The organism is Flavobacterium sp. FG68 (genome assembly GCF_057808895.1).
The window spans coordinates 52945-65386 of the sequence record NZ_JBMDIY010000010.1 but is presented as its reverse complement, the minus strand read 5'-3'; the positions used below and the strand labels follow the sequence as shown (position 1 = coordinate 65386).

Genomic DNA, 12442 nt, shown 5'->3' with positions numbered 1-12442 from the left:
CTTTGAACACTTCTATTTTAAGTAAAAATATTCAAGATTTTATAACGCTGAATAGCAGTGAATCCATTACAAAATTAGCGCTTCAAAAAAATCCTTTTCCTGAGGTAGAATGGATTTTAATTTTAAACCAAATTGAAGCGAAGTCAAAAGCTAAAGACAAATTACCAACCTGGTTCGCTACAGAAAATATTATTTATCCCAGTAAAATTTCTGTAGAACAGACTTCTTCTGAAAAAACGGCGGCTTATAAAGCTTCTTTGATTTCGGGAGAAAGTTTAATTGATCTTACAGGAGGTTTTGGTGTTGATGATTATTATTTTTCCAAACAGTTTAAAACTATTACACATTGTGAAATAAATGAAGATTTATCTGCAATTGTAAAACATAATTTCCAACAATTAGGTGTTGAAAACTGCAGTTTTTATGCCGAGGATTCTGCCAATGTTTTAAATAATTCAAATCAGAAATTCGATTGGATTTATATTGATCCTTCCAGAAGAAATGATGCAAAAGGCAAAGTTTTTATGCTGAAGGCCTGTCTGCCAAATGTTCCCGAATCTTTAGATTTTTATTTTGAAAAGGCTGATTCTATTTTAATTAAAACCGCACCTTTATTGGATATTTCCGCAGGTTTATCTGAATTGAAATTTGTAAAAAACATTCATATCATCGCACTCGAAAATGAAGTTAAGGAATTGCTTTTTGAAATTCATAAAAATTATTCAGGCAATATAACTTTAAAAACAGCCAATATTTTAAAAGATAAAATAGAAACGTTTGAATTTGTTTTAGGTGATGATATTCCATTTCCAACTTATCATCTTCCACAAAAATATCTTTACGAAGCTAATTCCGCAATAATGAAATCAGGCGGATTTGATGAAGTAAGCACAATATTCCAAATCAATAAACTGCATAAACATTCCCATTTATATACTTCTGATGATTTAATTGATTTTCCGGGACGCCGTTTTGAGATTGAGAAAGTAATTTCATACAGCAAAAATGAGATGAAAACGGAGCTTTTAAATCAGCAGGCAAACGTTACAACCCGCAACTTTCCTGAAACTGTAGAAAACATTAGGAAGAAATGGAAAATAAAAAATGGAGGAAATATTTATTGTTTTTTTACAACAGATAAAAATGAAAGCAAAATAGTTTTAATTTGCAGAAAAATAATCTAAATCTAAAATGAAACAACTAATTACTCTAACTCTTTTTTTATTAACCTTTACTGCATTTGCCCAAAAACCTTGTGAATACAGTGCCAATGTAACGGACTCGATTGGAACTTATAAAGTAACTAATGAATATTTGATAAGTGAGAAAAACTTTGGCGGTACTTTTAGTTATGTTTTCTTTTCGCTTGCGCAGACAGACGGTTTACCAACTTTAAATTTACAGCTTATTCAAAAAAGCAAAGACTTTATAAAAGCGAATTGTTTTGATAAAAATTCTAAAGTTTATTTGCAATTAGAAAACGGAAAAATTGTTACGCTGCTGCATATTAATCAGGAAAATTGCGGAACTTTAATTCGCGACGACAAAGGTTTTGACAATCGTGTAAATACCGGAATCTTTATGTTTATGAAAGATAATTATGAAGATTTAAAAACTTCGCCAGTTTTGATTATGCGAATTAAATATCTTACAGATACAGAAGATTATATTGTAAAAAGAGAATTAGTTTCTGAAATGAATAACAAAACGTATCAGCCAAATACGTATTTCATGCAGAATATCAGATGCGTTGAGTAATTATTCGCAATTCCATTTTTGATTCGCAACCGGGTCTTTTAATCCGGTTTTTAAATTATAATGCCACCATTCTGAATCAAACGAATTGAAACCGTTCTGGATCATTATTTTTTTAAGAAATTTTCGATTTGATAAAACTTTTTTAGAAAATTTAGTGTAGTTGTGACCGGCTTCGGGACCAAAAAAGTCAAAAACAGTTCCCATTTCAATTTCCTTTCCGTTTGCATCGACTAACGAAATATCTACGGCTCCTCCTCTATTGTGGATGGAGCCTTTTTTTGGATCTGCCACATACTCCGGATTCGAAACAATCGCCCACATTTTCTGCTGAATCGATAAAGGTCTGTAACAATCGTACAGCTTTATTTTATACCCTTTTTTGATAAAATCTTTATTGGCCGCGACTAAAGCTTTTACGGTTTTTAATCGCAGGAAACATTCTGCACAATCATATACTTTTGCCTTCAGGAAATTATCTTTTGTGGCATATTTCATGTCATAAATAAAGTCTTTGCTGTAATCTTTTAGGTTTACAAAACTTGTATCTTCAATGGTATGCTGCACTGGTTCTGCATACGATTCATTTTGTGCTTTCGCAGAAATTCCACAGCAAAAACATATTAAAAAAAATGAAGATTTGATAAAATGTAACATGAAGTTATAATTTGAGTCATTATTAAAGTAAATATATAAATTTATAATTAAATTCGTTTAACTAAAAAACTTACAAATGATGAATAATAAAGCATTGTTTTTATTTCTGAGTTTATTTTTTACAATCTGCGGGCTTTCTGCCCAACAGACAAAAGCTACAAAATTAGCAGGTAACGAAAGTGATTACGATATTCAGGACAGTGTTTCGATTACAACACGAGACGGTGCCATATTATCTGCAATGGTTGCCCGGAAAAAGAATGATACCGATCCAAAACCTGTAATTCTTCAATACACGATTTATGTTCGTGATAAAGGCAGAGATCTTAAAACCATAAAAGAATCTGTGGATAACGGTTATACAGGTGTAATTGTTTATTCTCGTGGAAAGCGTTTCAGCCCTAACGAAATTGATCCGTATGAAAATGAAGCTAACGATGCTTATGACGCAATTGACTGGATCAGCAAACAAAAATGGTGTAACGGAAGCGTTGGAATGTATGGCGGAAGTTATAACGGTTTTACGCAATGGGCGGCTTGTAAAAAAATGCATCCGGCGCTTAAAACAATTGTTCCTTATGTTGCCAACAGACCCGGAATGGGATTGCCAATGGAAAATAATGTTTTTGTTAACCCCAATTACGAATGGGCTTTTTATGTTGGGAACAATAAATATCTTGATACGGTTACCAATAATAACAGGCCTCGTTTTAGAGGATTAAAATTTAGATGGTGGGAAGCCGGAACAGCATATAAAACATTAGACAGTATTGACGGCGAGCCTAACAGATGGTTTCAAAAATGGATAAAACATCCATCATTTGATGATTACTGGCAGAAAATGGCACCTTATAAAAATGATTTTTCGCAGATTAATATTCCTGTTTTAGCTTTTGATGGTTATTATAATGATTCTCAAAACTCGAGTTTATATTATTTAAAAGAACTTCAAAAGTATAGTCCGAAAACGCCTTTTTATCTTGTAATTGGCCCTTATGGGCATTTTGGAACTCAAATAGGTGGCGAAGCTATTTTAAATGATTACAAAGTCGACTCCAATGCTTTAATCGATATTAAAAAAATTACGTATCAATGGTTTGATTTTATTTTGAAGAATGGCACTAAACCTGAAATTCTAAAAGATAAAATCAACTACGAAGTTATGGGAACGAATGAATGGAAAAGTGCTCCGTCATTCGAAAAAATGCACAATAATTTCCTGACTTTTTATTTAACAGCAAATAAATCCGGAGATTTCCATTTAGCGGATTCTCAAAAACCTAAGAAAAAAGAATTTCTATCGCAGGAAGTAGATTTTGCAGACCGACAAACGAGTAATAACAATTATTATCCAAGTCCAATTATTCAAAAAGAAGTCAGCAAATATGACGGCTATTTTTTTATAAGTGAACCGTTAAAAGAACCTTTAATTGTAAACGGATCATTTTTGGGAGAAATCAAATGCAGCATCAACAAAAAAGATATGGATCTGGGCGTAACACTTTATGAAGTTACTCCAAATGGTGAATATTTTCATTTATCGTATTACATAGGCCGCGCGAGTTATGCAAAAGATATTGAAAAAAGACAGCTTTTAGAACCTGATAAAATAGAAACAATTTCCTTTACCAACACTCATTTCGTCAGTAAACAACTAAGGAAAGGAAGCCGTCTATTGGTTTCTGTTAACGTAAATAAAAATCCCTTTTCGCAGTTAAATTACGGAACCGGAAAAGAAGTAAGCGATGAAACTATTCTGGATGCAAAAGTGCCTTTGCAGATAAAATGGTATAATGATAGTTTTGTGAAAATTCCGGTCTTGAAATGAATTTAAAAATCATTCCTTTTTTAAGGCATACCAGCCAAAAGCCCGTAATCTTACTTTAAAAAAGGAATCCGGCAGGATTTGATCAAGCTTTTTCCATGCAGTTTCTACAAGTTCATCTGCTTCTTGCCTGCACGCTTCAATGGCTCCACAATCTTGCAATAAATGAATTACAGATGCAATTACCGCCCTATCCGTTGGCAGTGTCTGAATGGTTTCCCATACATATTCGCGTTGATTTAATGGCATTAATCCCATTGCTTTTGCCACTGGCATGGTTATTTTTCCTGCTGTAATATCTTCTCCTTTATCTTTAAGATTATTTTCATATCCTTCCAGATTCAGTACATCATCCATTATTTGGTAAGCAACACCAATTGCTTCTAAAAAACTGCTGAGTGCTTCTATTTCTTCTGGTTTTCCACCTCCTATTAATCCTCCCATTTTGGCCAATGTACAAGCGGGTGCTGCTGTTTTTAATCGGTGTATGGTGTAAATCCTTTTTTCAAGCACAGAGCTGTCTCCGCTAGTTACTGAATCAGGCATTAAAAAATGAAGTCCGCTAATATCCATTGCCTGACCTGCATGTGCCACACGCATCATTTCAAAATACAGTTCATATGATTTAAGCCTAATATCATCTGTAAGTCGAGGGTAGCGCGTAAATAATTCCCCTATAAAATAACAAATACTGCCCGCATTTATAGCAAGTGGTTCACCATAAAGAAGATGCAGGGCCGTACCTCCTCTACGAGTATCTGATTTGTCTTGGATATCATCTACAATTAAAGATCCGGAATGTATCAATTCCGGCATTGCCATCCAGTCGATAAACGGCTGCGAGTTTCCTCCTACACTATCTATGCAGGCAAGAAACACATAAGATCTCCAGGCTTTTTTACTACGATCCGTAATTTCCCTAATGGGTTTAATAACAGAAGAAACAAATTGCTCTTTATCTGCCGTACTAAAAAAATCAATACCTAATGCACTATTAACCAACCTGTAAAACTGTTCATCTGTAGGGTTTAAAGGAAGCAAAGATTCTACCGTTTTCTGGGTGGTATCACCTACCGCTTTTAAAAAACTTTCGATGTTTGTTTTGGTTCCAAATCCATTCCTTTCAATGTAACCAGATCCGGAAACCTCATTTCCCATAAAGTTACCTGCAGCATTTACGCAGCCTTCCCAAAATGCCGGTGCAGAAAGAATCGTAATAAATTCCTGCTCCGGGAAATCTGCCGAAATAGAAAGAAAAATATTCAGTTTTGGTATTTCAATTCTCCACGAAACAGGATAAGATATAAAAGTCCTTGAACTTGTCCAGTATTGTTCTGGTATAAATGAATAATCCTGTGTATTTATTCTATTTCCATCAGGATCAATAATAATTATAGTACCATCTGTATGCTCGCCATTTTTTGTGTTATCAAAAAGATCATATCCTGATAACTGATATCCATTGTCTAGCTGTAAGGCTATCCAATTCCAGTCCATTTCATGTTTGTCGCCAAATGTGGAAGCCTCATCTGCCGGTTTACTAAATTCATGATCATACCAGCCGCTGCCTTCTACTTTATAAACCGTATTACCAATTTGAACTTCTCCGGTTACTTCGCATTTTGGAATAAAATAGTAAAACATCTTTTCCTTCCTTATACCACTTACAAATCCATTGTTTCCGTGCCGTATGGGTTTTGTTAATGGAATAAAATCAAGTTTACAGCTCACAACATTTATTTGATTTTCAAGTTTTAAGTGATAGAGTCCTTCTTTTTCTTTTTTAAAAAAATTCTCATCATATTGAAGTGAAAGACTTTCTAGACCAATTTTTGCAGGTTGTTTTAAAAGTTTGTCCGGCAAGGCTATGTTTCCCTTTTCATACACTTCTTTTAAAGCATTACGAATAGATTTGTTTCCCTCATTTCTTTCGTCACTTTTTTTGATAAGTTTCAATATTTCTGTTGGAGTAACAGGATCTAAAAGAGAATCCATATAATATTTTCCAGCAGTTTTATCTGATAAAGACCAGATTACAGAATGTGCATAGTTCAAATTTCCTGTTATATCATCTTTTACTCCCACTCTAAAAAAAGAAGCGAATAAAGACATTTTCCTACCCTCTTTAGAAGTAAGATGACAATTTTGATACCACCATTCAATTACAGATCCATGGTGCGGAAGATCATGAATATTTAAATCGATTGGGCCATCAGCCGGCCAGGTTGAAGGATAATGAGATGAAATTTCTTCGAGGTTTGTTTGTTGTGCATAGGTTTCTTTTTTCATAATGCTGGACATATTAGTTATTAAAAACAATATTCTATCCCGCTTTTCGAATTTTCATCGATAACGAAAACAGTATTAAAAATTGAATGCTGTACCACAACTCAAAACAGGCAACGCTACTTACTTTTACTAAGCTGCAATAAAAAACCAACGCTATTTTATTAAAGTGTGATTTTGTAAGAATAAAGTTAATGTATTTAAATTGATTTTATACCCGTAGATTTACGTGTATTTTACTGAATAACAGAAAATTAATAATAAACAAATATAAATCAATTGATTATTGATTTCTGTAAGTAAGAAGTAATCGAAATTTTAAATCTCTCCTGTCATTAAAATATTCTCTTTAACACCTTTATTTTTCAGCATTCTGAAGTGCGAGCGCACGGCATGATAAAAAGGATAGGAAGTATATGGAAGATCATATTCCTGAGCATATTTTATTATTATTGGCGTAATGTAGGGATAATAAGTATGGCCGACACCCGGAAAAAGATGATGTGCTACATGATGCGTAAAACCTCCGTATAAAAAATTAGCCAGTTTGCTGTTAGTACTAAAATCTTTGGTTACAATCATTTGATGTAAGGCCCAGGTTGCAGAGAGATTTCCATCTTCGTCTGTTCCGGGAAAATTGGCGTCTTCATCAACATGTGTAGAAACTAGTGCTACAACTCCCAAAACGCTTCCGAATAAATGCATGGAAAACCAACCAGCCAAAACTAAATACCAAGGCTGATTGAGCAAAATCATCGGAATAAAAAGAATATAAAACAAGTTTAAAATTTTTGCCGCAAATAATATAAATACCTGCTTTCGCGGAATGTTGTCTACAATCTTTTTGACGTAATTGTTTTTCTTTCCAAAAAAATCTTTAAAATCCCTAATATAAATCCAGTTTAAACTGTAAAACGGATAAATAAACCACATATAAATGTGCTGGTATTTATGATATTTAAGAACAGGACTGTTTGGAAAAATCCTGATAATATCGCTTTGTTTGATATCAATATCCCAATCGGGAACGTTTGGATAAGCATGATGCAGATTGATGTGGCGGCGCATCCAGAGCCAGTGATTACTGCCAAAAAGTTCTAAAACATACAAGAACCATTCGTTGTGTTTTGCTCTTTTAAATAAAGCTCCGTGTGCAGCATCATGAAAGGCATTTATAAAAAGCACAATCATGGTAAAACCACACAAAATATAAAAAAGAAAAAGTAAAGGTGTGCTGTTTCCAAAAAATAAAATACAGCCATAAAATAAAAAAAACAAAACCAAAAGACCTAAAGACTTTATAACATTTAAAAGGTACAATGATGAATTTTGCAGTACCGTTTCGGTGACTTCGTTGCGCATTTTTCTAAAAAAATCATCAGTACCAGCTCTAAGATAAACCGGGCGTTTTAATTTTTCCATAATCACTATTGCTAGAAATTGTCATATCAAATTTAATAAAAAAAAGTTAAAACACACGATTTCAAAACATTACAAACAAAATAAATTATTAAAACTTCTCAAGAGAAATTGTTTCTTACTTTTTTGTTTTGCAATAAAAAGCACATCAAATACACATCACTTTTATCTTGATTTTACTTACAATCGCAGTAAAAATAAGTTCCTAAAGTTATTCCTGATTTTTTAATGAAATTTAGAAGAACAGAAAAGCAGTATAAATTTTCACTTTTTTGTAATTTGCTTTATAAAAAAATAAACTATGCTAAAACTCCGTCAGCAATTTAGATATCTCATTATAGTGCTGTTTCTTTCTATAATGGCATATAGTAATACCAGAATTTATGTAAATCAGGTTGGTTTTGATCCGAAAAGCCCCAAAATAGCCATTATAGCATATCCCAGTAATCTTAGTGAAAATACATCTTTTGATGTTGTTGATACTCAAACTCATAAAACAGTATTTACAGCATTAATTGGGAAACCGCAAAATGTGGACGACTGGAAGCTTGGTGAAAAATTTTATAAAGCTGATTTCTCTTCTTTTCAAAAAACCGGAACTTATAAAATTACTTTTAAAGTTGCAGATCAAATTTATGCTTCGGAGAAATTTTCGATTGAAGAAAATATACTGGCAAAACGAGTTATCTCTTCCATAGTTCATTATTACAATAAACAAAGAGCCAATACGCCCGAAGAACTCGAAGCCGACAAAAACATAATTTTATACGGCAGCACAAAAACAGCAGATGTTCGCGGCGGATGGTGTGATGCATCTGGCGATGTGAGTAAATATTTTTCGCATTTGGCTTATGCTAATTTTGTTTCTCCGCAGCAGACACCTTTGGTAACATGGTCGCTTATTAATACCTCAGAAACACTTCCGAAACAGTTGACGCAATGGAAAATAAAAGATTCCTTAGATAACGAAGCTATTTGGGGAGCAGATTATATGATGCGCTGTTTATCAAATGAGGATTATTTTTATATGATCGTTTTCAGTTATTTTGATAAAAATCCTGCTGCGAGAAGAATTGTTGGGCTTAAAGCCAATAGTGTAACTACAGATGAATATCAAAGTGCTTTTCGGGAAGGCGCAGGAATGGCAATAGCTTCATTAGCCAGAATTTCGCAATGGAAGAAAAACGGTGATTTTACCTCTCAGCAATATTTAGACGGAGCAAAACGTGCTTATGCGCATCTTTTAGTAAATAATACTAAATATGATGATGACGGAAAAGAAAATATTATTGATGATTATTGTGCTTTAATGGCGGCAACGGAATTATGGATTGCGACCAATGATAATTTCTATAAAAATGAAGCGAGAAAATGGGCACACAATCTCGAAAACCGAATGACAGATCAAGGCTGGTTTAGAAGTAATGACGGAAATCGTCCGTTTTGGCATGCTGCAGATGCAGGTTTACCAATAGTTTCTTTGACAAGATATTTGAAAAAAGAAACCGACAGCAACGAAATAAAGAATGCCAAAAACGTGATCAAAAAAGCTTTAGAATATAATTTAGCTGTTACCAATAATGTAGAAAATCCGTTTGGTTATGCACGCCAAAGTTTCTTGTTTAACGGCAAAGTACAAGATGGCTTTTTTATTCCGCATGATAATGAAACCGGCTGGTGGTGGCAGGGAGAAAATGCCCGATTAGCATCGCTGGCAACAGCTGCAATTGAAGGCGGTAAAGTAGTTGCTGTAAAAAATAATGGCGCTGAGAAAAAACCGCTTGATTTATATGCTTCGCAGCAATTATCATGGATTTTAGGCTGCAATCCGTATTCGGTATGTTTTTTATATGAATTTGGAGAAACCAATGTGCCGTATATGCATTCAAATTATGGTCATGGTTCTGAGAAAGGCGGAATTTCTAACGGAATTACGGGTAAAGAAGGAAATCCAGACGGTTCCGGAATTGATTTTAAAATGGATGTTGACGGCAATGACGAATGGCGCTGGACAGAACAATGGATTCCGCATTCTGCGTGGTTTTTACAAGCCATTACTGCTTTGGCAGACAAATAAAAATTAGATAAAAAAACCTCAATTATTAGATGAAAAAATTTCTAATCTTATTTATAACAATCTTCATTTTTCAGGTTGATTGTACCGCACAGAAATCAAAAAAATCTAAGTTTAAAGCTTTGGTTTTGTATGAAAACGGCGGACATCATTTAGCGTTTTCCCAAGCCGCAAAACCGTGGCTGAACAAACTGGCAGCCGACAGCAGTTTTACAATTGATTATATTGAAAACACGACTAAAATTAACGATGCTTTTTTAAAACAATATAAGGTTTTTATTCAGCTGGATTATCCTCCATATACCTGGAGCGAGGAATCTATGAAAGCATTTGAGAAATATATGAATGATTGCAAAGGCGGATGGGTTGGTTTGCATCACGCTACTTTATTAGGCGAATTTGATGGTTACCCCATGTGGAAATGGTTTTCTGATTTTATGGGAGGAATACGTTTTGAAAATTACATTGCCACTTTTGCGAATGCGAAAGTGAATATTGAAGATAAATCGCATCCCGTAACCAAAGGAATTTCACCTGAATTCTTGATCAAAAAAGAAGAATGGTATACTTACAATAAAAGTCCGCGAGCAAATGTTCATGTATTAGCTTCGGTAGATGAAACTACTTATGAACCTGATTCCAAAATAAAAATGGGCGATCATCCGGTTGTGTGGACAAACGACCATTTTAAATCCCGAAACGTTTATATTTTTATGGGACATTCTCCTGAATTGTTTGAGAATGAGGCTTACACTACTCTTTTGAGAAATTCTATTTTTTGGGCAGCGAGTAAAAAATGATTTTTCTGCTTAAAAAATTCCCATATTTTCAGGTTTGATCGTAAATCCTAAACGCACCATACTTTTGTGTTCCTGATAATCTATTAAACTTTCGGTATAACCTACAAACCATTGCAGCGTGAGATAATAATTTTCATGTTTAAAGGGTTTCCAGTTTACCTGTGTCTGCAAAGATCCGTAATTAATAAGTCCGCTGCCCTTTCTAAAGAGAATATCGGCACTCCAGCGTCCGGGTTGTATTTGATACGTTGCGCTGGCTTCGCCGTAACCTACATATTTGGTCAATTCAGGATTATCTTCTTTATCAACAAGCGGAATCCATCCTCTGATTCCGACAGTCCATCGAGGAGAAACCTGCGATTTTAACGAAAAGGCAAGCATGTTCCAAGTTCTGGAATAAATAGAATCTCTCCCGTTTGATTCATGTTCTAAAGAAATTGTTCCGTAAGTAAGCCTTCCTCCTTTTAAATAAAACGGGCGTACAACGGCAAAACCGGGATTAAAATTGATTTCAGAAAATGGTTTTGAGTTGGCGTAAATGTCCCAAAACGCTTTTTGAGTATACATTAAATAAGGAAAAAAACCACCCACCCACGGTTTTGAAGTTAATCGCAGTTTAAAACTGATCTGGTATTTTACGTCGGCAGAATTTCGGGTAATTGCTTCATTTACGGGTACACCTGTCAAAAAATAATTATCTCTGTGAACCGAAAAACTGGATTCTTTCAACAGTGAATCTGCGGCGCGGAAATTCTTTTTTTCTTCTACAATTTGTGAATTTGCATTAATTGAAAACAAAACGATACAAGTCAATAGGTATTTAAAGTACATTCTTATAATTTAAGTTGAGGCGTATTTTTAATAATTAAATGTACTCTGTCTCGATTAATCGTATTAACGCAATAAAAACAAGAGTTAACCCAATAAACTTAATCATAGAAATATCCCGCATAAAGTCTCTTTTATGACTGATAATTTCCGCTTGGTGTCATTTTTTTTAAATGCCTTTTCTATCTCGAGTAATTTCGGCTTCAATCACCTCAATTACCCGCGATGCTGAAAACGGGAACAAAGAGTAAGCAAAATCCAAAAAACAGAATCTATTATGCAAACCGTGAATCCATTAACCATGTATGTTCCTATTTATCAAACTGACGAAGCACAGGCAACAGCTCAGACAGCTTATGAAAATTTTAATAATCCTATAACAAAAGCTTCTCTGGATAAAATGGCGATTGTGCATTATGCACGAATTGCCCTTGTACCTAATACTGACGGAAAAGGTATTGCGGGAATTTTAATTATTACAGAATTTGACGGAAATATGAATTCTTACTTAGAAGCATTTTTTAATAATTCGACTACTATTAGAGCCGCATTTATTTTAGTTATTACCTTATGGGCAAACAAACCGGCAGATTTCCCAACTAACCCGGACGATATTACATATACGATTTTCTCTAATTTTATTAATGAACGTAATCTTAGCCAGTCTCAGGATCTTTATTATGCTTATCCACAATCTGTAAAGCAAATTGTAGCTAAGTTTTCTAAATAATAAATAAGAAAAAGTATTCATAATTACAGCTGTGTCATTTGATCCGGCTGTTTTTTTCTTTAACCCAA

General features: G+C 34.0%; 10 protein-coding genes. 6 read left to right on the top strand and 4 right to left on the bottom strand.

What is annotated here, in order from left to right; translation table 11 throughout:
• Nucleotides 1-2: 2 nt before the first annotated feature.
• Both ACODSB_RS08515 and ACODSB_RS08510 read left to right on the top strand, forming a co-directional pair.
• Complete coding sequence (locus ACODSB_RS08515) at nucleotides 3-1184, top strand: THUMP-like domain-containing protein (protein WP_488936732.1); 1182 nt, start codon at nucleotides 3-5, stop codon at nucleotides 1182-1184.
• 7 nt (nucleotides 1185-1191) lie between these two features.
• Nucleotides 1192-1758, top strand: coding sequence for a hypothetical protein (locus ACODSB_RS08510; RefSeq protein ID WP_053470195.1), 567 nt, complete (start codon nucleotides 1192-1194; stop codon nucleotides 1756-1758).
• On the opposite strand, the gene ACODSB_RS08505 is transcribed toward ACODSB_RS08510, so the two are convergent.
• Nucleotides 1759-2412 (bottom strand): M15 family metallopeptidase, encoded by a 654-nt coding sequence (locus tag ACODSB_RS08505; RefSeq protein ID WP_488936731.1) that lies wholly within the window; start codon nucleotides 2410-2412, stop codon nucleotides 1759-1761. It lies immediately after the preceding gene.
• A gap of 76 nt (nucleotides 2413-2488) precedes the next feature.
• Between ACODSB_RS08505 and ACODSB_RS08500 the strand changes: the two genes are divergently transcribed.
• Complete coding sequence (locus tag ACODSB_RS08500) at nucleotides 2489-4240, top strand: CocE/NonD family hydrolase (RefSeq protein WP_488936730.1); 1752 nt, start codon at nucleotides 2489-2491, stop codon at nucleotides 4238-4240.
• 9 nt (nucleotides 4241-4249) lie between these two features.
• On the opposite strand, the gene ACODSB_RS08495 is transcribed toward ACODSB_RS08500, so the two are convergent.
• Together ACODSB_RS08495 and ACODSB_RS08490 are read right to left on the bottom strand one after the other, a co-directional pair.
• Nucleotides 4250-6526: a lipocalin-like domain-containing protein gene (locus ACODSB_RS08495; RefSeq protein WP_488936729.1), complete on the bottom strand. Its 2277-nt coding sequence runs from the start codon at nucleotides 6524-6526 to the stop codon at nucleotides 4250-4252.
• A gap of 315 nt (nucleotides 6527-6841) precedes the next feature.
• Nucleotides 6842-7945, bottom strand: coding sequence for a fatty acid desaturase family protein (locus ACODSB_RS08490; protein WP_488936728.1), 1104 nt, complete (start codon nucleotides 7943-7945; stop codon nucleotides 6842-6844).
• A 298-nt stretch (nucleotides 7946-8243) separates the two neighbouring features.
• Here ACODSB_RS08490 and ACODSB_RS08485 point away from each other — a divergent pair, with 298 nt between their 5' ends.
• A complete protein-coding gene (locus ACODSB_RS08485; protein ID WP_488936727.1) occupies nucleotides 8244-10019 on the top strand; it encodes a glycoside hydrolase family 9 protein in 1776 nt (591 codons plus the stop codon).
• Between the two features lie 29 nt (nucleotides 10020-10048).
• Nucleotides 10049-10816, top strand: a complete 768-nt coding sequence (locus ACODSB_RS08480; protein WP_488936726.1) for a ThuA domain-containing protein — start codon at nucleotides 10049-10051, stop codon at nucleotides 10814-10816.
• A gap of 9 nt (nucleotides 10817-10825) precedes the next feature.
• Here the strand turns inward: ACODSB_RS08480 and ACODSB_RS08475 are convergent, their stop codons facing one another.
• Nucleotides 10826-11647, bottom strand: coding sequence for a phospholipase A (locus ACODSB_RS08475; protein ID WP_488936725.1), 822 nt, complete (start codon nucleotides 11645-11647; stop codon nucleotides 10826-10828).
• A gap of 274 nt (nucleotides 11648-11921) precedes the next feature.
• Here ACODSB_RS08475 and ACODSB_RS08470 point away from each other — a divergent pair, with 274 nt between their 5' ends.
• Nucleotides 11922-12374 (top strand): hypothetical protein, encoded by a 453-nt coding sequence (locus ACODSB_RS08470; RefSeq protein WP_123924567.1) that lies wholly within the window; start codon nucleotides 11922-11924, stop codon nucleotides 12372-12374.
• Nucleotides 12375-12442 lie beyond the last annotated feature (68 nt).

Bases quoted from the DNA above. Each gene is read 5' to 3' on its own strand.
- ACODSB_RS08510 (WP_053470195.1), top strand. From the start codon at position 1,192: ATGAAACAACTAATTACTCTAACTCTTTTTTTATTAACCTTTACTGCA.
- ACODSB_RS08505 (WP_488936731.1), bottom strand. From the start codon at position 2,412: ATGTTACATTTTATCAAATCTTCATTTTTTTTAATATGTTTTTGCTGT.
- ACODSB_RS08500 (WP_488936730.1), top strand. From the start codon at position 2,489: ATGATGAATAATAAAGCATTGTTTTTATTTCTGAGTTTATTTTTTACA.
- ACODSB_RS08495 (WP_488936729.1), bottom strand. From the start codon at position 6,526: ATGAAAAAAGAAACCTATGCACAACAAACAAACCTCGAAGAAATTTCA.
- ACODSB_RS08490 (WP_488936728.1), bottom strand. From the start codon at position 7,945: ATGGAAAAATTAAAACGCCCGGTTTATCTTAGAGCTGGTACTGATGAT.
- ACODSB_RS08485 (WP_488936727.1), top strand. From the start codon at position 8,244: ATGCTAAAACTCCGTCAGCAATTTAGATATCTCATTATAGTGCTGTTT.
- ACODSB_RS08480 (WP_488936726.1), top strand. From the start codon at position 10,049: ATGAAAAAATTTCTAATCTTATTTATAACAATCTTCATTTTTCAGGTT.
- ACODSB_RS08475 (WP_488936725.1), bottom strand. From the start codon at position 11,647: ATGTACTTTAAATACCTATTGACTTGTATCGTTTTGTTTTCAATTAAT.
- ACODSB_RS08470 (WP_123924567.1), top strand. From the start codon at position 11,922: ATGCAAACCGTGAATCCATTAACCATGTATGTTCCTATTTATCAAACT.